Source organism: Ruegeria sp. HKCCD8929 (assembly GCF_013031405.1).
Classification (GTDB): domain Bacteria; phylum Pseudomonadota; class Alphaproteobacteria; order Rhodobacterales; family Rhodobacteraceae; genus Ruegeria.
Genome location: NZ_WPZY01000006.1, coordinates 1 through 21,969 on the forward strand (window position 1 = coordinate 1; position 21,969 = coordinate 21,969).

General features: G+C 62.7%; 24 protein-coding genes and 1 other RNA gene. 17 read left to right on the forward strand and 8 right to left on the reverse strand.

All coding sequences use genetic code 11. The features are described from left to right. Window positions 1-161: 161 nt before the first annotated feature. From GOX53_RS10985 to GOX53_RS11020, 8 genes are all read right to left on the reverse strand, one after another. A complete protein-coding gene (locus GOX53_RS10985) occupies window positions 162-632 on the reverse strand; it encodes an SspB family protein (protein WP_171176235.1) in 471 nt (156 codons plus the stop codon). Window positions 633-709: 77 nt separating this feature from the next. Beyond that, on the reverse strand, window positions 710-1,957 hold the full coding sequence (gene chrA, locus GOX53_RS10990) for a chromate efflux transporter (protein ID WP_171176237.1): 1,248 nt from the start codon (window positions 1,955-1,957) through the stop codon (window positions 710-712). Then, window positions 1,954-2,769 carry a sulfurtransferase/chromate resistance protein gene (locus GOX53_RS10995; protein ID WP_171176238.1) on the reverse strand — a complete coding sequence of 272 codons (816 nt, stop codon included), beginning with the start codon at window positions 2,767-2,769 and terminating at the stop codon, window positions 1,954-1,956. The genes chrA and GOX53_RS10995 overlap by 4 nt, the downstream gene beginning before the upstream one ends. 151 nt (window positions 2,770-2,920) lie before the next feature. Beyond that, a complete protein-coding gene (locus GOX53_RS11000; RefSeq protein ID WP_171176239.1) occupies window positions 2,921-3,352 on the reverse strand; it encodes an ester cyclase in 432 nt (143 codons plus the stop codon). A gap of 99 nt (window positions 3,353-3,451) precedes the next feature. Continuing rightward, window positions 3,452-3,798, reverse strand: a transfer-messenger RNA (tmRNA) gene (gene ssrA / locus GOX53_RS11005). Between the two features lie 35 nt (window positions 3,799-3,833). Then, complete coding sequence (locus GOX53_RS11010; RefSeq protein WP_171176240.1) at window positions 3,834-4,196, reverse strand: DUF4345 family protein; 363 nt, start codon at window positions 4,194-4,196, stop codon at window positions 3,834-3,836. Window positions 4,197-4,242: 46 nt separating this feature from the next. After that, window positions 4,243-4,890, reverse strand: coding sequence for a TenA family protein (locus GOX53_RS11015; protein ID WP_171176241.1), 648 nt, complete (start codon window positions 4,888-4,890; stop codon window positions 4,243-4,245). Between the two features lie 59 nt (window positions 4,891-4,949). Next, the gene (locus GOX53_RS11020) at window positions 4,950-5,687 is read right to left on the reverse strand and encodes a FadR/GntR family transcriptional regulator (RefSeq protein WP_171176242.1); all 738 of its coding nucleotides are present in this window, start codon (window positions 5,685-5,687) and stop codon (window positions 4,950-4,952) included. A gap of 111 nt (window positions 5,688-5,798) precedes the next feature. On the opposite strand from GOX53_RS11020, the gene GOX53_RS11025 reads away from it, so the two are divergent. The 17 genes from GOX53_RS11025 (at window position 5,799) to GOX53_RS11105 (ending at window position 21,922) form a co-directional block, all read left to right on the forward strand. Then, window positions 5,799-6,536: a DUF2182 domain-containing protein gene (locus GOX53_RS11025; RefSeq protein WP_171176719.1), complete on the forward strand. Its 738-nt coding sequence runs from the start codon at window positions 5,799-5,801 to the stop codon at window positions 6,534-6,536. 13 nt (window positions 6,537-6,549) lie between these two features. Beyond that, complete coding sequence (locus GOX53_RS11030) at window positions 6,550-7,236, forward strand: DUF1326 domain-containing protein (protein WP_171176243.1); 687 nt, start codon at window positions 6,550-6,552, stop codon at window positions 7,234-7,236. Further along, window positions 7,236-7,742, forward strand: coding sequence for a DinB family protein (locus tag GOX53_RS11035; protein ID WP_171176244.1), 507 nt, complete (start codon window positions 7,236-7,238; stop codon window positions 7,740-7,742). The genes GOX53_RS11030 and GOX53_RS11035 overlap by 1 nt, the downstream gene beginning before the upstream one ends. 1 nt (window position 7,743) lies before the next feature. After that, a complete protein-coding gene (locus GOX53_RS11040) occupies window positions 7,744-8,847 on the forward strand; it encodes a dimethylsulfoniopropionate demethylase (RefSeq protein WP_171176245.1) in 1,104 nt (367 codons plus the stop codon). A gap of 88 nt (window positions 8,848-8,935) precedes the next feature. Further along, the gene (gene acuI, locus GOX53_RS11045) at window positions 8,936-9,931 is read left to right on the forward strand and encodes an acryloyl-CoA reductase (protein WP_171176246.1); all 996 of its coding nucleotides are present in this window, start codon (window positions 8,936-8,938) and stop codon (window positions 9,929-9,931) included. 178 nt (window positions 9,932-10,109) lie between these two features. Next, the gene (frr, locus tag GOX53_RS11050; protein ID WP_171176247.1) at window positions 10,110-10,676 is read left to right on the forward strand and encodes a ribosome recycling factor; all 567 of its coding nucleotides are present in this window, start codon (window positions 10,110-10,112) and stop codon (window positions 10,674-10,676) included. Between the two features lie 9 nt (window positions 10,677-10,685). After that, the gene (locus tag GOX53_RS11055) at window positions 10,686-11,417 is read left to right on the forward strand and encodes an isoprenyl transferase (protein ID WP_171176249.1); all 732 of its coding nucleotides are present in this window, start codon (window positions 10,686-10,688) and stop codon (window positions 11,415-11,417) included. Continuing rightward, window positions 11,414-12,196 (forward strand): phosphatidate cytidylyltransferase, encoded by a 783-nt coding sequence (locus tag GOX53_RS11060; protein ID WP_171176251.1) that lies wholly within the window; start codon window positions 11,414-11,416, stop codon window positions 12,194-12,196. The genes GOX53_RS11055 and GOX53_RS11060 overlap by 4 nt, the downstream gene beginning before the upstream one ends. Continuing rightward, window positions 12,196-13,368 carry a 1-deoxy-D-xylulose-5-phosphate reductoisomerase gene (gene dxr / locus GOX53_RS11065; protein ID WP_171176253.1) on the forward strand — a complete coding sequence of 391 codons (1,173 nt, stop codon included), beginning with the start codon at window positions 12,196-12,198 and terminating at the stop codon, window positions 13,366-13,368. Before GOX53_RS11060 ends, dxr begins: the two co-directional genes overlap by 1 nt. Window positions 13,369-13,372: 4 nt before the next feature. Further along, window positions 13,373-14,725, forward strand: a complete 1,353-nt coding sequence (rseP, locus tag GOX53_RS11070) for an RIP metalloprotease RseP (protein WP_171176254.1) — start codon at window positions 13,373-13,375, stop codon at window positions 14,723-14,725. A gap of 373 nt (window positions 14,726-15,098) precedes the next feature. After that, the gene (bamA, locus tag GOX53_RS11075; protein ID WP_171176256.1) at window positions 15,099-17,459 is read left to right on the forward strand and encodes an outer membrane protein assembly factor BamA; all 2,361 of its coding nucleotides are present in this window, start codon (window positions 15,099-15,101) and stop codon (window positions 17,457-17,459) included. Between the two features lie 60 nt (window positions 17,460-17,519). Further along, window positions 17,520-18,053, forward strand: a complete 534-nt coding sequence (locus GOX53_RS11080) for an OmpH family outer membrane protein (RefSeq protein ID WP_371810282.1) — start codon at window positions 17,520-17,522, stop codon at window positions 18,051-18,053. Window positions 18,054-18,124: 71 nt separating this feature from the next. Further along, window positions 18,125-18,598: a 3-hydroxyacyl-ACP dehydratase FabZ gene (gene fabZ, locus GOX53_RS11085; RefSeq protein ID WP_171176260.1), complete on the forward strand. Its 474-nt coding sequence runs from the start codon at window positions 18,125-18,127 to the stop codon at window positions 18,596-18,598. Beyond that, complete coding sequence (lpxA, locus tag GOX53_RS11090) at window positions 18,595-19,380, forward strand: acyl-ACP--UDP-N-acetylglucosamine O-acyltransferase (protein ID WP_171176262.1); 786 nt, start codon at window positions 18,595-18,597, stop codon at window positions 19,378-19,380. Before fabZ ends, lpxA begins: the two co-directional genes overlap by 4 nt. A 4-nt stretch (window positions 19,381-19,384) precedes the next feature. Further along, the gene (locus tag GOX53_RS11095; protein ID WP_171176264.1) at window positions 19,385-20,179 is read left to right on the forward strand and encodes an LpxI family protein; all 795 of its coding nucleotides are present in this window, start codon (window positions 19,385-19,387) and stop codon (window positions 20,177-20,179) included. After that, entirely contained in the window at window positions 20,131-21,336 is a 1,206-nt protein-coding gene (gene lpxB, locus GOX53_RS11100; RefSeq protein ID WP_254446536.1) for a lipid-A-disaccharide synthase, read from the forward strand. Before GOX53_RS11095 ends, lpxB begins: the two co-directional genes overlap by 49 nt. A gap of 1 nt (window position 21,337) precedes the next feature. Next, a complete protein-coding gene (locus GOX53_RS11105; protein WP_171176266.1) occupies window positions 21,338-21,922 on the forward strand; it encodes a hypothetical protein in 585 nt (194 codons plus the stop codon). Window positions 21,923-21,969 lie beyond the last annotated feature (47 nt).

Below are 21,969 nucleotides of genomic sequence, written 5' to 3' on the forward strand. Positions count from 1 at the left end.
CACACTGACAACCATTTGGGAATCCCCCGATTCAAGTTTTCGGCGGGATGCTTTAACGCGTTGAAATCTATGATTTCAGGCAGCGTTAAGTGATTCAGGTATTTAGCAAAGTGCTGTGGGACCCGCGCAGGGCGGGTCCTGATCCGGTCGTTCCGGCGCGTTTACTTGCGGAAACTGTCCAGCGAAACCACGTCCGCATCCTGTTGCGGCTGCACCTGCGGCTCATCCTCCGGCTCCGGCTCTGAGGGGATGTGGGCGATTTCGTCCTCATCCTCGTCCTCGGCGGTCTCGAACCGCAGGCCGAATTCGACCGACGGGTCGACGAAAGTCAGGATCGCCGCGTAAGGGATATAAAGCGGCTCGGGTGCGTCGCCAAAATTCAGGGTGATCGAGAATCCATCCTCACCCACGATCAGGTTTTCGAACCAGTGCTGCATCACGATGGTCATCTCGCCCGGATACCGATCAGTCAGCCACTCGGCCATCTGCACGCCGGGCTGGCGAGTGTCGAAGGTGACGAAGAAATGGTGCGCACCCGGCAAGCCGTTCGTGGCCACATCCGCCAGAACGGTCTTGATCAACCCCCGCATCGCGGTGTGCATGAGGTTTCCGTAATCGATGTCTCGCGACATTGCAGTTCCTCGAAAATTCTTGCCCTCAGCATAAGGGATTCGACCGGAAACAAAAGACCACCTGCGGTTTAATTCGCTCAGACAAGATGGCTGAGTGTTCCGGCCAGCGCCATCAGGATCAAAGTTGCTGCGAAACCGAATTTGGCACCCAGCATGAGCGCTGCGGCAAGCAGGGTCAGGGCAAGGGCCTCCACGTTCAGAGTGGCGAAATCGGGCAGCGGAATTCGGACCGGACCGGCGGTCCAGACGGAAATTCCCTGGAACAGGACGTTGAGGGCAAACCAGATCGACAGGTTCAGGATCACGCCGACGACGGCTGCGGTGATTGCGCGCAGTGCGGCGTCAAGGCGAGGGCGGGCCGCGATCTGCTCCAGATAGGGGGCGGCGAGGAAGATCCACAGAAAGCAGGGTACGAAGGTGGCCCAGAGCGCCACCACGCCCGCCGCCAGCGCAAGCGGGATGCCACCGGAAATCTGGCCGCTCAGCATCGCCACGAACTGGGTGACCAGAATCAATGGTCCCGGCGTGGTCTCGGCCAGACCCAGCGCGTCGATCATCTGGTCAGTGGTGATCCACTGGTATTGCCCGACCACGGTCTGGGTCATGTAGGCCAGCACCGCGTAAGCACCGCCAAAGGTCACCACGGCAAGGCGGGCGAAGAACCAGCCGAGGTCGCTCAGCAATTGTTGCCCGATGAGTGTCAGAGCGGCTAGTGGCACCAGCCACAGGCTGAGCCACAGGGCCGCCGTGCGCAAGGGGTGGTTCTTCGTGGGCCGAGGCGGGATCTCTGCGGCGGTTTTGTCCGAGGTGATGTACCCCCAGGCGGCCGCCGCCGCGATGATCAACGGGAAGGGCAGGTTCAGGGCATAGATTGCGACAAAGGCGAGGCCCGCGATGGCCCAGGCGCTACCACCTGTCAGGGCCTTGCGCGACAGGTTGCGCAGCGCCAGCAGCACGATGACGATCACCGTGGCTTTGACGCCCAGAAAGGCCGATTGGACCAGCGGTAAGGTGCCGAAGCTGGCGTAGAGGCCGACCAGAATAGCGATGATCAGAGCGCCGGGCAGCACGAAAAGCCCACCCGCGATTAGCCCGCCGGGCACGCCGCGCAGGCGCCAGCCGGCATAGGTGGCCAGTTGCATCGCCTCTGGTCCCGGCAGCAGCATGCAGAGCGACAGGGCGCGCAGATAGGTCTGCTCGTCCAGCCACGGACGCTCGTCCACCAGTTCACGGTGCATCAGCGAGATCTGGGCCGCCGGGCCGCCAAAGGACATCACGCCGATGCGGCCGAAGACGCGGAACAGGTCGGAATAGGACGGGTTCATTTGCGTCTGTCCGCCGGCCAGTCATGACCTTCATCAAACCGGTCCCGCGCCCAGCGGTAGAAGGCATCGTAGAGATGCAGTCCGGCCTCCAACTGCTGGTGATCGTCGCGATATTGACGCGACAGGCCCACCGAAACCGCCAGCAGGCCCGCCGCCTCGGGTGCCAGATCGTGCCGGTCGGTATCGGCACCGCGCACGACCTGTGACAGGCGATCCAGCGCTTCGGTTCTCAGGCCGAACTCATCCAGCATTGTATCGAAGGTGCAAAGCGCGCCGCGATGGCTCCAGAACGTGTCCTCGACATCGAACGGAGTGGCGCCGAACCGGTCGGCGACGTCCATGACTTCCGAGGGAGAAACGAACAGAAACCGCGCGTCCGGATCGACGAAGCGACGGATCAGCCACGGGCAGGCGATGCGGTCGATCTTGGGGCGGTGGCGGGTGACCCAGAGGGTATGGCCCTCGACCGGCTTCGGCAGTGCCGCAAAGGGGATGCGCGGCGCGCCCGGATGATCGCGCCAGGCGAACATGCCGCCGTCGAGATATTCCGCCTGCACCCCATCACTGCGCAGCCAGGCGGCGACGCCCTGGCTCAGCTTCTTGCCCTTTTGGCAGACGATGACGCAGGTCCGGTCGCCGATGCGGAGGCGCAGCCCGTCAATGTCGGTGTGCGGATGCCGGAACGAACCGGGGATCAGATGGGGGTCCGCCTCGAAATTCGGGTCGATGCAGATATCGACGATGATCGGGGCCTGTGGTGTACCGATCAGGCGGAGCAGTTGCGGTGCGGTAATCGCATTGGGAGCAGCCATGGCATGTGTCCTTGCAATACTGGATACATGCGAAACTTGGGCTGACGCCTCACGGGGTGTTCGCAGAATGACCCCCTGCGAAACAAATAGCGTGGATGGGCACGAGGGGTCAATGTGCCGGGAGCTCGGATAGCTTGCCCCGGATCCGGTCTCAGGCCCAGTCCAGCCGCTGGCCGGTCATGCAGACGGGCAGGGTGTCCTGCGGCAGTTGCCCCAGTTGTTCGAAGAACGAGATGAAATCGAACTGGTTATAAGCCTCAACCATCTTGCCGTCGCGAAACCGGGCCATGACCTGTCCGCTGACCTCGATCGGAGCGCCATTGTCGGCGCGTGAGGTGTGGACATGCAGGATCGCCGACAGCCAGTCGCCATCCTCGATGATCTTCGGCAGCTCAACCCGGATCTCGCCCAGAATATAACGGAACGCGGTCACCAGATCGCGGAAATCGTCCGGGCCCACCTGCATTTCGGGGATCAGCCCCTCGGCCATTGTATCGGGATCGAAATACTGGCCGATCACGTCGGTATTCCCCTGTTCCCAGACCTGGGCATACCATTCCTTCAACACCTCGGATTTCGTCATGTCAGGTCTCCGTCCTTGCTGATCGGAGGATGACTCACAAGGGTGAACGAATCCTGAACGCGTGCACAGGGCAGATAAAAAACATGTGCATATCGGGAAAATGCAGGTTTCTGTTGCCAGGTACCTGCGGACCCCGCCTTACGCGGCTAGGCGCAAGGGCTTAGATTTCGGTCTTGTTACTGCTTACGCAGCAACTGCAACCGGAGCACGATTGTCGTTTGCAATTGTACTGTTCGGGCCGATACGGTGGCACCCCGCCGAGACAAAGCTAACCCCTTTAGACGTCCGTCGATCCTATTTCGGCCCCATGATCCCCAAACGAAGGATGGTTGGTGGAGCCGCCGGGTACCGCCCCCGGGTCCGATCCGTTTATTACGAGCGCGTTTATGTCCATAGTCCCGAAGGACAGGTTCTATATAATCTTGCGCGGCGCGGCTTGCAAAGGGGCGAATGCCTATTTTTGGCAAGAAGAAGCGGGCGGTCAGGCGTTGCGGGGCAGGTTGGCGAGGATGAGCCATAGGGCCAGCGCGGCCTCGATCCCGCCAAAGACCAGCACTTTGGTCAGGGGCGGCGAGTCGAGCGCAAGCGACACCGCCCTGCCCAGCGCCGCGCCGCCATAGGCAAAGCCCAGCATCGCATAGGCCATCGGGTGGCCAAGGATCAGCACCGCCAACCCGGTGACCACGAAGAGCCCGCCGACCGAGGCCCGCATTTCGCTGTAGCCCATCGTGCTGTTGGTGGGCGCCAGATCCAGGACTGTTGCGGTGAACGCCGGTGCGAGAAAGCCGAAGAGGCCGAAGCCGATGGTAAGCAGCGCTGCGATCATGTTCAGGGTTGGGGTCATGCGGGTCTCCTTCTGCCGAAGTCAGTTAGGGCAGGGCGGGGGCAAGTCACGCATCATAGGCCGCGTCGAAAAAGGCGCGTTCCAAAGCGACGGCGCGCAGGAACAGGGTTTCGACTTCTTTCTGCGCGTACGGGCTGAGCGTCGGCCAGAGTTTGTCGAGTTGGCTTCGCAGGTACTCAACCACGCTTTCGAAACCTTCGCCCGCATGCAGGGTGATCCACTCGGCGAAGTAAAACGGCAGATCGGCGCGCGGTGGGTGCACCGGCGTGGCCCAGCTGAGATATGTCCATTCGGCTACCACCAAGACCGCCAGCATCAACTCGTACTGGCCCGAGGCGGCGGCCTCGGCCATCAGAGCCTGAAAATCCCGGGTGGCAGGGGCGGGATCCGGGTTTTGCGCCGCCCCGTCCATGTCCAGCGCGTCGAAGGAGCGCAGGAAATAGGTGTTCTCGGGGCCGGTGATCACTGCCAGGAACTGCGCCGCCGGGACGCTGTCGGCGAGCGTGGGCGCGTGGGCGATGGCGCTGGCCAGCAGGCGGACGAAACCGTCGATGAACTGGTAATCCTGCGCCAGATACCAGCGCATCTTGTCGAGCGGCAGGGTGCCCTCGGCCAGTTCAGAGCAGAAGGCATGATTGGTTGCGGCGTGCCAGTCCTCGGTGGCCAGCGCGCGCAGGTGATCGGTGGGGCGCATCGGGGGCTCCTTGTCGGGTTTTGGGTGCAGAGAGCCTCAAGCGCGCGCCGGGCGCAAGGTCAGCTTTTGTCGCGCGCCGCGCGGGCGGCCATCACGTCGTCCTTGAGCGTCAACGTGTAGGCGGTCAGCTCTGCCAGCGCGGCATCGGCGGCGGTGGCATCGCGGGCCTCGATCGCGTCGGCGATGCGGGTGTGCAGGGCCACGATGGCCTCACGCGAGCGGGCGGTGAAGGTGATCATGTTCATTAGCGGTTGCATCGCCTCGACCGCGCCCGCAAGCTGGTAGGACAGCACCGGGTTGCCCGCGCCGTCGACCAGCGCCCGGTGAAAGGCCACGTCCGAGGCGCAGAAGGCCTCATCGGTCAGGCCCGGCTGGTTCTGGCGCACGATCTCGGCGCGCATGGTGGCGAGGTGGTCGGGTGTCCGGCGTTCGGCTGACAGCGGCGCGCAGGCGCGTTCCAGTGCGAACCGTGCTTCGCAGGCGGTGTCGAAGCTAACCGCGTTCATCGAAAGCAGCAGCGTGGATGTGGTAATCTGCTGGGAATAGGCGTCCTCGAAACTCAGCCGGTTGACGAAGGCGCCGCCAAAGGCGCCGCGCTGGGTGCGGATCAGGGATTGCGCCGCCAGCCGCTTGAGCGCCTCGCGCACGGTGGGGCGGGAAACTTGGAACTGATCGGCCAGTTCGGCCTCGGACGGCAAGCGTTCGTCGACGATCAGGCGGCCCTCGACGATGGCGTCCTTGATCGCTTGCGCGATTTGGGCCGACAGGTCGGCGGAGCTTTTGGGGTCGATTTTCATGTGCGCGTCATTTTTTATTTGTCTGACATTTAAAAGTCTGACATTTGAAAAGCAAGGGATGAGTCGGGCATGAGGAAAGGGAGAGCCATGCTGTCAGACCGCATCAGAGCCATGTCGGCGCCGCATTGGCTGACCCTGTTCGCAGGGATCGCTGCCGCTTGGGGCGCACTTTATCTGATGGCGGTTCCGGCTGAGCTGCGCCAGTTCGGGGCGGTTTATGGGGCCGAGTTCTGGGCCAGCCTGTGCATCGTGACGCCGGATGCGGCGGGGCTGGCGCGCATGATCCTGATGTGGGTGTTGATGTCGGCTGCGATGATGGCGCCGACCGTACTGCCCGCGCTGGCGACTTACGAAGAACTTGGCCAGACCGGAGCCGCCACCAGCATGGGGCGGCTGCTGGGCGGCTACATGGCGGTCTGGTTGGGGTTTTCTGTCATGGCGGCACTGGCGCAGATGTGGCTGTTTCAGGCCGGTCTGCTTGACCCTTTGGGGCAGAGCGGTGTGACGTGGCTCTCGGCGTTGCTGCTGGCGGGGGCGGGGCTCTATCAGTTTTCGGCGCTCAAGGATGCATGCCTAGACAAATGCCGCTCGCCGATGATGTTCTTCATGTCCCATTGGGACGAGGGGGCGTGGCGCAACGGGGTGCGGCTGGGGTTGGTCTGTCTGGGCTGCTGCTGGGCGCTGATGCTGCTGGCCTTTGTGGGCGGCGTGATGAACCTGGCCTTCATGGGGCTGGCCACCGCCATCATGGTTTTCGAGAAACTGCCCGATCTGGGGCAATACATTACCCGACCGCTTGGGGGGCTGCTGATTGCGGCTTCGGCGCTGGTGGGGTTCGGACTGATCTGAGGAGGATTGAGACATGGCAAGCGACCGTCTGGAAGTGGCCGAAAAGCTCGACAGCCGCCACCCGGCCGCCGAGCGCAAGGACCCGGGCCTGACGCCCTGGGCGATCAAGGGTGAACTGGTTCTGAACTGCAACTGCACGGTGTTCTGCCCCTGTGTGGTCTCGCTGGGTAAGCACCCGCCGACCGAGGGACATTGCCAGACTTGGGGCGGGGTGCGCATCGACAGCGGGCACTATGGCGATGAGGATCTGTCGGGGCTCAATATTGGTCTGCTGATCGAGATCCCCGGCATGATGTCGCGTGGCAACTGGAAGGCAGCGGTGTTCATAGACGACCGCGCCAGTCACGCCGCCTACGAGGGGCTGGTGAAGATCTTCTCAGGCCAGGCGCGGGGCACCACCGGGTTGTTCTCGGTTCTGGTGGGCGAGTTTCTGGGCGCCGAGCGGCAGCCGGTCACTTATGTCAATGACGGCAAGAACCGCCACATCACCGTGGGCCGCAAGATCCAAGGCACGGTGTTCCCGGTCGAGGGCAAGGATAAGGACAGCGATATCGTGATCTCGAACACCGAATACTGGATGGGGCCGGATATCACCGTGGCCACCGCCAGCAAGGGCCGGGTGCGCGCCTTTGGCCGGGTGTGGGATTTCGATGGCCGGTCCGCCGAGATCTGTCAGATCGACTGGCACGGTCCACGCTGATGATCACGGCGGTCTATGCACAGCAGATGGCCCGCTATAACCGCTGGCAAAACAGTCAGTTGACGGGCTTTCTTGAGGCTTTGAGTGCAGAGGAGCTGGCCCGCGACCGGGGGGCTTTCTTTGGCTCGATCCTTGGAACAGCGAACCATCTGCTGTGGGGCGATGCCATCTGGATGTCGCGCTTTGACGGCGGGCCGGGTCCTGAGGGCGGAATACCCCACAGCGCCGCGCTGCACAACGATCTGGCAGAGTGGCTGCCTGCGCGGCGTGAGATGGATGACCGGATTGCCCGCTGGGCAGACGGTTTGAGCGACGCGGCGCTGACCGGGGAGATGACCTGGTTCTCGGGTGCGGCGGGGCGTGAGGTCAGCAAGCCTGTGGCGATGCTGGTGGTGCAAATGTTCAACCACCAGACCCATCACCGGGGCCAGATCCACAAGATGCTGACCGAAACCGGATCGAAGGCACCGGTAAGTGATTTGTTCTTCATGCCTGAGGATGTGTGAGATGGCCGTCATCTCTCCCAACCGCCGTGTGCGCAAGACGCCGTTTTCGGTGGGCGTGGAGGCGGCAGGGGTCGGTGGCTACACGGTCTATAACCACATGCTACTGCCCACCTTTTTCGAAAGCGTCGAGGCGGACTGCGCGCATCTGAAGCGACATGTGCAGGTCTGGGACGTGTCCTGCGAGCGGCAGGTGCAGATCAAGGGGCCGGATGCACGGCGGCTGTTACAGATCCTGACACCGCGCGATTTGGCCCGGCTGTCGCCGGATCGGTGCCTCTATGTCCCGATCACCGATCAGGGTGGCGGGATGATCAACGATCCTGTGGCGTTGCAGGCGGGACCGGATACCTATTGGGTGTCGATTGCGGACAGCGATCTGTTGCTGTGGGTTCTGGCGATTGCCGGGACCGGCGGGTTTGATGCCGAGGTGTGTGAGCCGGATGTCTCACCGCTGGCAGTGCAAGGGCCCAAGGCCGAGGATCTGATGGCGCGGGTGTTCGGCGACACGGTGCGTGAGATCCGGTTCTTCGGCTGCAAACGCCTGACCTTTGGTGGGCAGAACTGGATCGTGGCGCGTTCGGGCTGGTCGAAGCAGGGCGGGTTCGAGATTTACGTGGAAGGCAGTGAACACGGGATGGAGCTGTGGTCGGCGCTGTTTGCCGCCGGTGAGGATCTGAACGTGCGCGCGGGCTGTCCGAACAATATTGAGCGGATCGAGAGTGGGTTGCTGAGCTATGGCTCGGACATGACGCGAGACAACACGCCGTTGGAATGCGGTCTGGATCGTTATGTCAGCGCAAATCAGCTGGGTCATTGCTTTGGCGGACGGGCGCTGCGCGAGCAGATCGAGGCGGGTGGCCCGGAGCGTCAGATCCGGCCCATCGTAGTCGAGGGAGAGATCGGGCCCTGCACAGGATCCTGGCCTTTGCTGTCCGAGGGAAGAGAGGTCGGGCAGGTGGCCTCGGCAGCGTTTTCGCCCGAGTTCGGTGTTAATGTGGCTATCGGCATGGTGGAACGGTCACATTGGGCGCCCGGCACGCGGATCGAGATCGAGACGGAACATGGTATGCGGCGGGCCGTGGTGCAGGAGCGGTTCTGGCGGTAAGTGCGGTGCCGTCGGGACGCCTCCGGCGGGAGTATTTGGAAAAAGATGAAGAGGCCGGGCCAATTGCCCGCAGCGAAGGAGAGACATTATGTTCAACGCGTTGGTGGTTGAAAAGGATGAGGAAAGTGGCAAGGCCAGTGCCTCGGTGCAGCAGATCGGTGAGGATGCGCTGCCCAATGGTGAGGTGACCGTTGCGGTCGAGTATTCGACGGTGAACTACAAGGACGGGCTGTGCCTGAGTTCCAGCGGTGGAGGGTTGGTGCGCAAGTATCCGCATGTACCGGGGATCGATTTTGCGGGGACCGTCGAGGCATCCTCGGACGTGCGCTACAAGCCCGGCGACAAGGTGGTGCTGACCGGTTGGCGTGTGGGCGAGGCCCACTGGGGGGGCTATTCGCAAAAGGCCAATGTGCTGGCGGACTGGCTGGTGCCGCTGCCTGAGGGGCTGAGCACGCGGCAGGCGATGGCGGTAGGCACCGCGGGGCTGACCGCGATGCTGGCGGTGATGGCGTTGGAGGATCACGGGTTGGAGCCTGATCACGGCCCGGTTCTCGTCACCGGTGCCGCGGGCGGCGTCGGGTCCGTTGCGACCGCAATTCTGGGCAAGCGGGGCTATCAGGTGGCGGCGGTCACCGGGCGACCCGAGACTGCGAATTACCTCACCTCGCTTGGGGCAACCCGGATCGTGGCGCGGGAAGAGCTAAACGAAACCGTCAAGCGTCCGCTGGAAAGCGAAAACTGGGCGGGTTGTGTTGACGCCGTGGGAGGCGCGATGCTGGCGCGAGTGCTGGGGCAGATGAAATACGGCTGTTCCGTTGCTGCCGTGGGGCTGGCTGGCGGCGCGGCGCTGCCGGCCACCGTTATCCCGTTCCTGTTGCGGGGGGTGAACCTTCTGGGCATCGACAGCGTGATGCAGCCCTATGACAACCGGGTGCGGGCCTGGCAGCGCATCGCGAAAGACCTGCCGATGGACAAGCTCGAGGCGATGATCCAGCCCGCGACGCTCAGCGATCTGCCGCAACTGGGCGTCGACATTCTACAGGGTCAGGTCAAGGGCCGTGTGGTGGTGGATGTGAACGCCTGAAGGGGTTGCGCCCACGACAGGGCTCGCCCAGCACGGCGGGCCCAAGTCAAAGAAAATCATGGCCTTGTGCAGAACGGGCCTCGCCTTTGCGGCAAATCCCCGCCAAGATTGCTATACATCCCATTTCCGATGGCTTATGACCCATCCGAACAGCACCTGACTATGGGGAGTGAGCAGAATGTCTGACGATTTCGACCTGGACACAGATGATCTCCAGCGCCGGATGGACGGCGCAATGGCAAACCTCAGAACCGAATTCGCGTCCTTGCGCACCGGCCGTGCCTCGGCCTCGATGCTCGAGCCGGTGATGGTCGATGCTTATGGCGCGATGACACCGATCAACCAGGTCGGCACCGTAAACGTGCCCGAGCCGCGCATGGTCACTGTCAATGTCTGGGACAAGTCCCTGGTGGGCAAGGTGGAAAAGGCGATCCGCGAAAGCGGGCTGGGCATCAACCCGCAAACCAACGGCACCATCATCATGCTGCCGATCCCCGAGCTGAACGAAGAGCGCCGCCGCGAGCTGACCAAGGTGGCCGGGCAATACGCCGAACATGCCCGCGTCGCCATCCGAAACGTGCGCCGCGACGGGATGGACCAGATCAAGAAGGGCAAGAATGACGGCGCCATGTCCGAGGATGACCAGAAGCTCTGGGAATCCGAGGTGCAGGATCTGACCGACACCATGATCAAATCCGTCGACGAGGCGCTTGAGACCAAGCAAGCCGAAATCATGCAGGTCTGAGCGGCAGGTATGCCAAAGGACCCCAATACGGAACCGCCCGTCGGCCCACGTCACGTCGCCATCATCATGGATGGCAATGGCCGTTGGGCGCAGGCCCGCGGGCGCCCACGCCTGTTCGGCCATCATGCCGGGGCCAGGCGCGTCCGCGAAGTGGTTGAGGCCTGCCCGGACCTCGGGGTCAAATATCTGACAATATTCGCCTTTTCGACCGAGAACTGGAAACGCACTCAAGTCGAGGTGGCCGGGTTGATGAGCCTGTTCCGCCGCTATATCGCCAAGGAAACCCGCGCCTTGCACGCCAAGGGCGTCCGGGTGCGGTTCATTGGCGATCGGGTGCGGCTGGATCACAAGCTGGTCTCGCTGATGGACACATTGGAAGACCAGACCAAGGACAATATCGGCGTCAACCTGACCATCGCGCTGAATTACGGTGCCCGGGACGAGGTGGCGCGGGCCACCAAGCGGTTGGCGAGGGATGTGGCCGAGGGCAAGCTCAAGCCGGAAGATGTCGATGAGGAGACGCTGCCGAAATACCTCGACACCCGGGTTCTGCCGGACCCGGATCTGGTGATCCGCACCAGCGGCGAGGCGCGGATATCGAACTTTTTGCTGTGGCAGTCGGCTTATGCGGAGTACGAGTTCATCGACACGCTCTGGCCGGATTTCACCGCCGCCGAACTGGAGCGGCTGTGCAAGAATTTCGGCGCCCGTGACCGGCGGTTCGGAGCGGTCAAGGCATGAGCGAAGGCCGTTGGTCGGATCTTGCAGCGCGGATGCTCTCGGCTGTTGTGCTGATTGCCATCGGTGCGGTCGAAGTCTGGCTGGGCGGGCTGTGGTTCGAAACCTTCATCGCCATCGCCTGTGCCCTGATGATTTGGGAACTGGTACGGATGATCGACCCCTCCCTCCGGGGTGTTGCCGTCCAGCTTGGTCTGGTGACCGGGTGCGCCGTGCTGCTGAGCTTTCATGTCCCGCCCATCTTCCGGTTGCCGATCCTGGTGGCGCCGGCGCTGGTCGGCGCGGGGCAGGTCAGCCGCCACAGAATGCTTTACGGCGTTTTCGCGCTCTGGATCGCGGCGGCGGGGCTGGGTTTTATTGCCATACGTGAGACCATGGGGTTCGGCTGGATGCTGTGGCTGATCTCGGTGGTGGTGGCCACGGATGTGGCGGGGTATTTTGCTGGCAAAGCCATCGGCGGGCCCAAGTTTTGGCCTCGGGTCAGTCCCAAGAAGACTTGGGCCGGTACTGCAGGCGGCTGGGTGGCTGCGGCGCTGGTGGGCGCGGCATTTGCGATGCAGGCCGGATTCGGCGTGCCGTTCGTGGTAGTATCGGTCTTGGCCTCGATGGCCAGCCAGGCGGGTGACATTGCCGAGAGCGCGGTCAAGCGTAAGCTGGGCGTCAAGGACAGTTCGAACCTGATCCCGGGCCATGGCGGATTTCTGGACCGGTTCGATGGCATGATGGGGGCGGCGGTCTTTGTCCTGATCGCGGGACTGGTCTACGCGCCCGGAGAGATGTGATGCGCAAAGTCTCGATTTTTGGCGCGACCGGGTCGATCGGTCAGAACACGATCGACCTGATTGCCCGCGATCCCGATGCCTATGACGTGGTGGCACTGACCGGCGGTGCGAATATCGCGCAACTGGCGGTGGATGCGCGGCGGTTGGGGGCCGATCTGGCCGTCACCGCCTATGAGGACCGGCTGGATGAGCTGCGCGCGGCGCTGGACCGATCGGGGGTCGAGGTGGCGGCGGGGCAGGCGGCCCTGACCGAGGCGGCATCGCGTCCCGCCGACTGGGTCATGTCGGCCATTGTCGGTGCTGCCGGGCTGGCCCCGGGGCTCGAGGCTCTGGAACAAGGGGCGACACTGGCGCTGGCCAATAAGGAGACGCTAGTCTGTGCGGGCAGGCTGGTGCTTGAAACCGCTGAGGCCCATGGAGCGCGGCTGCTACCGGTCGACAGTGAGCATTCGGCTGTGTTTCAGGCATTGGTCGGTGAAGAGATCGCGGCGGTCGAGCGCATCGTCATCACCGCCAGTGGCGGTGCTTTTCGCGACTGGCCGCTGGAGGATCTGGCCAACGCGACGGTCGAACAAGCCTCGTGCCATCCCAACTGGAACATGGGTCAGCGGATCACCATCGACAGCGCATCCATGTTCAACAAGGCGCTGGAGGTCATTGAAACTCGGGAATATTTCGGCGTCTCGCCGGAGCAGATCGAGGTGCTGGTCCATCCGGAATCCATGGTGCATGCGCTGGTGGGCTTCCGTGACGGGGCACTGATGGCGCATCTGGGCGCGCCCGATATGCGCCACGCCATCGGTTACGCGCTGCACTGGCCTGACCGCCGCGATCTGCCGGTCGAGCGGTTGGACTTGGCCCAGCTCGGACAGCTGCATTTCCGCGCCCCGGACGAGGCGCGCTACCCGGCGCTTAGTCTCGCTCGTCAGGTGATGGCGCGGGGCGGTCTTGCGGGAGCGGTTTTCAACGCCGCCAAGGAGCGGGCGCTGGATCTTTTCATTGCGCGCAAGGCCGGATTTCTGGACATGGTTGCAATTGTCGAGACCGTTCTTGACCGGTTCGAAGGCAGTTCGGGGCTACTCGACGCAACGATGACCCTTGATAACGTTTCGGAAACGGACCATCTGGCACGTAAGTGGGCGGATGACGCAATGATCAAGCGAGCAGGATAAGAATTTGGATATCGTTTCTCTGATCCCCCAATTTGGCGGCCTCATCTATACGATTCTGGCCTTCGTGGTGGCGTTGTCAGTGATCGTGGCCGTGCATGAATACGGCCACTACATCGTGGGCCGCTGGTCGGGCATTCATGCCGAGGTGTTTTCGCTAGGTTTCGGCCCGGTGATGTGGAGCCGCGTGGACAAGTACGGCACCCGCTGGCAGGTCGCGGCGCTGCCCTTTGGCGGCTATGTCAAGTTTCTGGGGGATGCCAACGCGGCCTCGGGCAAGGACGAGGACGCCATGGCCGAGATCGAAGAGGTTGACCCCAAGGCCCTGCGCCGGACTATGCACGGCGCGCCGCTCTGGGCGCGGACGGCGACGGTGGCGGCGGGGCCGGTGTTCAATTTCGTCCTGTCGATTCTGGTCTTTGCCATGATCTTCATGGTCGAGGGTGAGGCCCGCGATCCACTAACCGTCGGCAAGCTGCATCCGTTGCCGGGCGACGTGCAGGAGTTGCGGGAAGGCGATCAGATCCTAGCCATCGAGGGCGTTGCCACACCGGATTTCGATGAAGGCTCGAACTGGTCCGATTTCGTACGCGCGCTGCCGGAACAACCGGTACTCGACTTTACCGTGTTGCGCGACGGGCAGGAGATGCAAGTGCGGGGCCCGTGGCTGTTTCCTCCGCTGATCCAGCAGGTTGCCCCGCGTAGCGCCGCGATGGACATCCAGCTTGCCCCGGGCGACGTGATCACCTCGATCGACGGAGAGCCGATCTATGCCTTTGCGCAACTCAAGGACAAGGTGGAGTCCTCGGACGGGCGTGCCCTGTTGCTGGAGATCTGGCGCGACGGACAGACCCTCGATTTCGCGCTGGCACCGCGCCGCACGGATGAGCCGCGCGCTGAGGGCGGGTTCGTGACCCATTGGCGGATCGGCATCGTTGGCGGCATGGCGCTGGACCCCGCGACCGAACGCACCGGGCTGGGCACCGCGCTGTCCGGAGGTGCGGCGCAAACCCTGCGGATCATCGAAGGGTCGCTGTCGGGCATCTGGCACATGATCACCGGCGCGATCAGCACCTGCAATATCTCGGGGCCCATCGGCATTGCCGAGACCTCGGGCGCAATGGCCAGTCAGGGGGCACAGAATTTCATCTGGTTCATTGCCGTGCTGTCAACGGCCGTCGGCATGCTGAACCTGTTCCCGATCCCGGCGCTGGATGGGGGGCACTTGGTGTTTTACGCCTACGAAGCGGTTACAGGGAAACCGCCGAGCGACGGAGCTTTGAAGGTGCTGATGGCGGTGGGGATCACCTTGATTCTCTCGCTTATGATCTTCTCTCTTAGCAACGATCTTTTCTGCTGAAATTTGGCAATTCCCAGAGGGAGTTGCCAAGATCCCGCCAAAGTCTTGCCACAATCGATGGGTAAATTTGCCTTAATCATGAATGTGTGAATTGGACCTACGAACGAGTACAACATGCTGCAAGCCTTGCAACATTCTTATTCTGGCCTGAGCCTTATTCTGCGGTTGAACTGGGACCGTTTGCTGAGCGTGGGAACCATCGCTCTTGCCTTGGCCGCATGGACTTATGTTTTCGGTTTCTGATTCCCACTGATCCCTCCTGTTTGAACGCGCACGGCCCCAGGGGCCGTGTTGCGTTTTGTGCTTTTGACAAGCTCCTGTAATCCCGCTACTCAGCCTAGTAAGTCTGTTGAAAATCTGGGTAGAAAATAAAATGACTGACAGGAGAGGCGCGGGCACATCCTGCGGTGGAAACACCTTGCATGGCCATATTTTGTGGCGCGCGGCGGCGATTTTTTTCCTTTTCTTTGCAACGGTATTCCTGATTGCCCCCGCAGCGGCCCAGGCCCAGACCTACACTTTCAATTCGGTGCAGGTCGAGGGCAACCAGCGGATCGAAAGCTCGACAATTATTGCGCGGACGGGAATCGTGCGCGGCCAACAAGTGACTGCCGGGCAACTCAACGACGCTTACCAGCGTCTACTTGACAGTGGTGTTTTTGAGACAGTCGAACTGACGCCGCGCGGCGGAACGCTGGTGATCTCGGTGACTGAGTATCCGACGATCAGCCGGATCAGCTTCGAAGGCAACCGTCGGGTCAAGGACGACGTGCTGCAGGATGCTATCGGTTCGGAGTCGCGGCGGGTCTTCACACCCGAGCAGGCTGAAAAAGACGCCAATCTGATTGCAGAGATCTACTCTGCGCAAGGGCGTGTGGCAGCCACCGTGGTGCCCCGCATCATTCGGCGCAACGACAACCGCGTGGATCTAGTATTCGAGATCGCCGAGGGCGATACTATTGAAATCGAACGGATCAGTTTCGTTGGCAACCGGGTTTATTCCGACCGTCGCTTGCGCCGTATTCTGGACACCAAGCAAGCCGGCCTCCTGCGCGCCTTCGTGCGTTCTGATACGTTCATTGCCGACCGGATCGAGTTCGACAAGCAGGTGCTGCGTGACTTTTACCTGTCTCGCGGATATATCGACTTTCGCGTCAACAGTGCCAATGTGGAATTTACCCGTGAGCGGGATGCGTTCTTTCTGGTCATGGACGTGACTGAAGGGCAACAATTCTCGTTTGGAAATATCACTACCGTCAGTGAAATTCCCGGAGTCGATCCGGCTCCGTTCCAGGAAGCGCTTAAAATCAAGCGGGGCGTGGTGTATTCGCCATCGCTTGTCGAGAACTCGATCGCCCGTCAGGAGCGGCTGGGTATCAAGCAGGGCATCGATTTTCTGCGGGTCGAGCCGCGAGTCACCCGAAATGACCGGGATTTGACGCTGGATGTCGAATTCGCCTTGGTAAAAGGACCACGCATCTTTGTCGAGCGGATCGACATCGAGGGCAACACCACCACATTGGACCAGGTGATCCGACGCCAGTTCACGACGGTGGAAGGCGATCCTTTCAACCCGCGCGAAATCCGCCAAAGCGCGGAACGCATCCGCGCATTGGGCTTCTTCTCGACCGCCGATGTGCAAACCCGTGAGGGGTCTTCACCCAGCCAGGTCATCGTCGATGTGGATGTCGAGGAGCAGCCCACCGGCTCGCTCAGCCTTGGCGGCAGCTACTCGGTCTCGGACGGGTTCGGTATCGCCATCGGGCTTCAGGAGAGGAACTTCCTGGGACGCGGTCAGAGTCTTGGTTTGACACTGTCGACTGCGCAGGATTCCGAGCAATATGTGCTGTCCTTTGGGGAGCCGCACCTGCTGGGGCGCGACCTGCGCTTCGACCTGGATCTGGGCCTGTCGAACCAGAATTCGAGCTTTGCTACCTATGATGTCAAACGCGCGTTCTTCAGCCCGTCGTTGACTTACGCCATTGGCGAGCAGTCTTCGATTCAACTGCGCTACAACTGGGAAGACAGCGAGATGGAGGCGCGGGACAACAGCACCAGCGGCGCTGTCATTTCTTCGGAGATCGCGCAGGGTAAACGCTCGACCAGTTCGCTGGGTCTGTCCTACACGTTCGACAGCCGCCGTAGCGGTCTAAACCCTAATGCGGGTGTGCTGTTTGAGATCGGAGTGGATGCAGCCGGGCTCGGCGGCGACAACGAGTTCATCAAGACCACTGCGCGTTCGATTGCGCAGACCCGGGTCTGGAACGAAGAAGTCACGCTGCGCGCGTCATTGGAACTAGGTGCTCTGTCCTGGACCGGCGATGATTTCAGCCGCACCATCGACCGCTTCGTATTGGGGCCGAACACGTTCCGCGGGTTCGAACCGGCCGGCATCGGTCCGCGTGATCGCTCGGGCGGTCGGGACGACGCGATAGGAGGCAACTACTATTATGTTGCGCGGCTCGAGGCGGAGTTTCCCCTGGGCCTACCCGAAGAACTGGGATTGCGCGGTGGTCTGTTCTACGACGTAGGCAATCTTTACGATCTGTCCAATGTGAACACCGCGGGCGGGACCATCCTCGGCGAAGACGGTTCTCTGCGCCATGTGATCGGGTTTTCATTGCTCTGGACCACCGGTTTTGGTCCCCTGCGCTTCAACTTCTCCAAAGCGCTCAAGAAAGAGGAGTTCGACCAGGAACAGAACTTTGACCTGACCATTCAGGCCAGGTTCTGATACCGGATGAATTCTGCCCGATGTCTTCTGATCGCACAGGGCCCACTTCGGGCCCTGTGTGTGATTCTGGCTCTGCTTGCGCCGCTGCAGGCGTTGTCGCAGCAACTGGGCGTGCCGCAGCGGGCGATCCTGACCATCTCCAGCGATAGGCTGTTTTCCGAATCCGCCTTTGGCCGCCGTGTGATAGACGAGATCGAGGCCGACGGCGCGGTGTTGGCCGCCGAAAACGAACGCATCATCGCCCAGCTGAGCAAGGAAGAACGCGAGTTGACTGCGCGCCGCGCCGGAATGGAACCCGCGGCCTTTCGAGCGTTGGCTGACGCCTTTGACGCCAAGGTGCAGTCCCACCGCGAGAGCCAAAAGGCCAAACTGGATGCGCTGGCCGCCCGCACGGACGAGGCGCGCGGCGCGTTTCTCGAAATGGTTCAGCCGGTGCTGGCCCGGTTGATGCAGGAAACTGGCGCCGGCGTCATTCTGGAACGCTCAAACGTGTTTTTCAGCGCCAACGCGACCGATATCACAGACCTTGCCATTTCCCGTATCGACGCCGCCATCGGCGACGGGAAGGGCTTGGAAAACCGCGATACGGAATAGCCATGCTTGCCCTGACGGGGCGGGATTGTTAATCCACCACGAAACATCATCCAGAACGGGAAAACTGCACGATGACCTCGGAAACCAAGAGTGCCGACATTCAGCTGATCCAGCGGATCCTGCCGCACCGCTATCCGTTTCTGCTGGTCGACAAAGTGGTCGACATCAACGGCTATCAGTCGGCCGTCGGCATCAAGAACGTGACCATGAATGAGCCGCATTTCCAGGGCCATTTCCCCGGAACCCCGATAATGCCGGGCGTCACCATCGTCGAAGCGATGGCCCAGACCGCCGGCGTCATGCTGGGCGTCGGCATGGATGTCATCGACAGCGAGTTGCTGATCTACTTCATGAACATCGACAAGTGCAAATTCCGCCGCAAGGTGATCCCCGGCGATGTGCTGCAGATGCATGTCGAAACGGTACGCGGCAAGAAGGGCGGCAAGATTTTCAAGTTCAGCGGCCGCGCCACGGTAGAAGGCGACGTGGCCGCCGAGGCGGAATTCTCGGCCTATGTGGATTGGGACATGGAAAAGACGACATGAGCCAAATTCACCCCAGCGCAATCATCGAAGAGGGCGCGCAGATCGGTCGGGGCTGCGTCATCGGCCCGTTCTGCTATGTCGCGGCGCGTGTCCGTCTGGGCGACCAGGTCGAGTTGAAATCGCATGTGGTCGTGACGGGTGACACATCAGTTGGCGATGACACCGTGATCTTCAATTTCTCGGTGATCGGTGAAATCCCGCAGGATCTAAAATTCGGTGGCGAGGACACGCGGCTGGAAATCGGCAAGCGCAACCGTATCCGCGAGCATGTGACCGTCAACACCGGCACCGCGGGCGGCGGTGGTGTCACCCGGATCGGTGACGACTGCCTGCTGATGGCGGGATGTCATGTGGCCCATGACGTGCAGATCGGGGACCGGGTGATCATGGTGAACCATGCTGGCGCTGCCGGGCACTGCATCATCGAGGATGACGTGATCGTGGGCGGCATCTCGGGTCTGCACCAGTGGGTGCGCGTCGGTCGGGGTGCCATCATCGGCGCGCTGACCATGGTGGCTAAGGATGTGATTCCCTACGGTCTGGTGCAGGCGCCGCGCGGCGAGTTGGACGGGCTGAATCTGGTGGGGCTCAAGCGGCGCGGTGCGTCGCGGGCCGATATCTCGGCGCTGCGGGCAGCGTTTCGCGAGCTGTCCTCGGGCGAGGGCACGTTCATGGAGCGTGCGAAGCGGCTGAGTGAGGACGCCGACAGCGAATATGTGCGCCAGATCGTCGATTTTGTGACCGGCGAGACCGACCGGTCGTTCCTGACACCGGGGAAATGACGCCATGCTTGCCCTGATCGCCGGAACCGGGGCCTTGCCCGATGAACTGGTGGCGCGGCTGCCCGAACGACCGCTGGTCTGTGCGATGGAGGGGTTTGAACCGGATCACCTGAGCGTAGACCGTGCCTTTCCGCTGGAACAGCTGGGTGGGTTCATTGCCGACCTAAAGGCGCGCGGAGTCTCCGGCATCTGCATGGCCGGAGCCGTCGGGCGACCGGCCATCGATCCGGGACGGATAGATGCGGCCACGTTGCCATTGGTGCCGACCCTGCAGCAGGCGATCCTGTCGGGCGATGACGGCGCCTTACGGGCGGTTATCGGCATCTTCGAAGACGCGGGGCTGACCGTCCATGCCGCGCATGAGTTGGCGCCTGATATCCTGCCGCCACTGGGCTGTCTGACCGAGGCGCAGCCTTCAGAGGGCGATCTGACTGATGCCGACCGGGGCGCAGGGATCGTGCGCGCCATGAGTGCTGCCGATGTCGGCCAGGCCTGCGTGATCTCGCGCGGGCAGGCGCTGGCCATCGAAGGGATCTACGGCACTGCCTGGATGCTGCAATCGCTGACCCGGCGACCGGATGCCGGCGGCGGGGTGTTGTTCAAGGCGCCGAAACCGGACCAGGACCGCCGCGCCGATTTACCGGCCATTGGCCCGGATACAGCGACTGGTGCCGTTGCAGCAGGGCTGTCGGGTATCGTCATCGAAAAAGGCGGCGTGATCGTATTGGAGCGGGATAGGGTGATCGCTGAATGCGACCGTCTCGGCCTGTTCTTACTGGTGCGCGAGCGGGCGGTCTGATGCGGGTGTTCCTGCTCGCTGGTGAGCCGTCGGGCGACCGGCTGGGCGGAGCGCTGATGGGGGGACTCAAGACACTCGTTCCGGATGTAGAGTTCGACGGCATCAGCGGTCCGCTGATGCAGGCACAAGGGCTGGTCAGCCGTTTTCCGATGGCCGAACTCAGCGTCATGGGGCTGGTTGAGGTCCTGCCAAAGTATTTCCACCTCAAGCGCCGTATCGAAGAGACAGCGCAGGCAGTGCTGGAGACTAGGCCGGATGTGATGATTACCATCGACAGCCCGGATTTCAGCCTGCGCGTGGCCAAGCTAGTGAAGGCCGAAAGTAGTATTCGCACCGTGCATTACGTGGCCCCCAGTGTCTGGGCCTGGCGCCCGGGGCGGGCGGATAAGATGGCCAAGGTCATCGACCATGTGCTGGCGCTGCTGCCTTTTGAGCCGCCTTACATGGAACGCGCCGGGATGGAGTGCGATTTCGTCGGCCACCCGGTGGTGAGCGAACCGGTCGCGACGGAGGCCGAGATCGCCGGGTTCCGACAGGCGCACGAGTTGGGCGACGCGCCGTTGCTGCTGGCGCTGCCGGGTTCGCGCCGGGGGGAGGTAGATCGTTTGGCGCCGGTCTTTGGGGAGGCGCTTCGCCTGCATCTAGCCGCGCATTCGGATATGCGGGTGGTGGTGCCCGCCGTGGCGCATGTGGCGGAGCAGGTGCTGGAGCATGTGCGCGACTGGCCGGGTGATCCGGTGGCGGTCGATCCGCGCGGTATGAGTGCGGATGAGGCCGCAAGCCACAAGCGCGCCGCCTTTGCCGCCGCCGATCTGGCACTGGCGGCCTCGGGCACCGTGTCGCTGGAACTGGCGGCACAGGCGACGCCGATGGTGATTGCCTACAAGGTCAGCTGGCTGACCCAGAAGATCGCCGAACGGATGGTGAAGCTCGACACCGTGACGCTGGTCAATCTGGTCAGTGACACCCGCGCGGTGCCGGAATGTCTCGGGCCTGTCTGCCAGCCGGACCGGATCGCCGCCCGGCTGGCCGAGGTACAGGCCGACCCGCAGGCGCAGGCCGAGGCGATGCGGCTGACCATGGAGCGTCTGGGCCGGGGTGGGGAGGCACCGGGCCTGCGCGCCGCGCGGGCGGTTCTGGACCGGATGCCGGGGTAGGATGCCCGACCACGCGATCTTTGCGCTTTCTGCGGCGCTGGCGCAGGTGTTGACCAATCTCGACAATCTGGCCGCCCTTATCGCGCTGATTCTGGTGCTGGGCGCGGCCAAGGCGGTGGCAGGTTACGTGGTCGCACAGGGCATCGTGCTGGCGGGTGCTATGGCTGTGGCCTTGGGGATGAGCGGCACCGTGCCCGGGTGGACCGGCTATCTGGGGGTGATCCCACTGGGGCTGGGGCTTGTCGGGCTCTGGCGACAGTTTTCCGGCGGTGGGGCCGAGAAGGAGGCCTCGCTGTCCTCGGGCGCCTCGCTGCTGGTGACGACGCTTCTGTTCCTGAGCCTGTCAATGGACAGCTTCGTGGTCATGGCGCCGCTGCTGGCGGATTCACTGCCGAGTTACCGGGTCGCCGGTGTCATCGGCGCGGCGCTGGCGGTGCTGGGGTTGGGAGCGCTGGCTTTGGTTGGATCGCGGGCGGCGGGACCGATGGAGGCATGGACCCGGCGTCTGGAAAAGCTGGGTCCGTTCGTGATGCTGCTGGTCGGGCTTTACATCCTGAGCAATTCCGGCACCGACATGGTGCCCTGAGCGTGACACCCCCTCACCCCGGCCCTCTCCCCCGAGGGGAGAGGGGG

Coding starts and splice junctions, on each gene's coding strand:
- GOX53_RS10985 (WP_171176235.1), bottom strand. CDS start 632: ATGTCGCGAGACATCGATTACGGAAACCTCATGCACACCGCGATGCGG.
- frr (WP_171176247.1), top strand. CDS start 10,110: ATGTCTGACGATTTCGACCTGGACACAGATGATCTCCAGCGCCGGATG.
- dxr (WP_171176253.1), top strand. CDS start 12,196: ATGCGCAAAGTCTCGATTTTTGGCGCGACCGGGTCGATCGGTCAGAAC.
- GOX53_RS11095 (WP_171176264.1), top strand. CDS start 19,385: ATGCTTGCCCTGATCGCCGGAACCGGGGCCTTGCCCGATGAACTGGTG.
- GOX53_RS11025 (WP_171176719.1), top strand. CDS start 5,799: ATGTCGGCGCCGCATTGGCTGACCCTGTTCGCAGGGATCGCTGCCGCT.
- GOX53_RS11055 (WP_171176249.1), top strand. CDS start 10,686: ATGCCAAAGGACCCCAATACGGAACCGCCCGTCGGCCCACGTCACGTC.
- lpxA (WP_171176262.1), top strand. CDS start 18,595: ATGAGCCAAATTCACCCCAGCGCAATCATCGAAGAGGGCGCGCAGATC.
- acuI (WP_171176246.1), top strand. CDS start 8,936: ATGTTCAACGCGTTGGTGGTTGAAAAGGATGAGGAAAGTGGCAAGGCC.
- GOX53_RS11020 (WP_171176242.1), bottom strand. CDS start 5,687: ATGAAAATCGACCCCAAAAGCTCCGCCGACCTGTCGGCCCAAATCGCG.
- GOX53_RS10995 (WP_171176238.1), bottom strand. CDS start 2,769: ATGGCTGCTCCCAATGCGATTACCGCACCGCAACTGCTCCGCCTGATC.
- GOX53_RS11010 (WP_171176240.1), bottom strand. CDS start 4,196: ATGACCCCAACCCTGAACATGATCGCAGCGCTGCTTACCATCGGCTTC.
- GOX53_RS11000 (WP_171176239.1), bottom strand. CDS start 3,352: ATGACGAAATCCGAGGTGTTGAAGGAATGGTATGCCCAGGTCTGGGAA.
- fabZ (WP_171176260.1), top strand. CDS start 18,125: ATGACCTCGGAAACCAAGAGTGCCGACATTCAGCTGATCCAGCGGATC.
- GOX53_RS11060 (WP_171176251.1), top strand. CDS start 11,414: ATGAGCGAAGGCCGTTGGTCGGATCTTGCAGCGCGGATGCTCTCGGCT.
- GOX53_RS11040 (WP_171176245.1), top strand. CDS start 7,744: ATGGCCGTCATCTCTCCCAACCGCCGTGTGCGCAAGACGCCGTTTTCG.
- bamA (WP_171176256.1), top strand. CDS start 15,099: ATGACTGACAGGAGAGGCGCGGGCACATCCTGCGGTGGAAACACCTTG.
- GOX53_RS11035 (WP_171176244.1), top strand. CDS start 7,236: ATGATCACGGCGGTCTATGCACAGCAGATGGCCCGCTATAACCGCTGG.
- chrA (WP_171176237.1), bottom strand. CDS start 1,957: ATGAACCCGTCCTATTCCGACCTGTTCCGCGTCTTCGGCCGCATCGGC.
- GOX53_RS11105 (WP_171176266.1), top strand. CDS start 21,338: ATGCCCGACCACGCGATCTTTGCGCTTTCTGCGGCGCTGGCGCAGGTG.
- lpxB (WP_254446536.1), top strand. CDS start 20,131: ATGCGACCGTCTCGGCCTGTTCTTACTGGTGCGCGAGCGGGCGGTCTG.
- GOX53_RS11030 (WP_171176243.1), top strand. CDS start 6,550: ATGGCAAGCGACCGTCTGGAAGTGGCCGAAAAGCTCGACAGCCGCCAC.
- GOX53_RS11015 (WP_171176241.1), bottom strand. CDS start 4,890: ATGCGCCCCACCGATCACCTGCGCGCGCTGGCCACCGAGGACTGGCAC.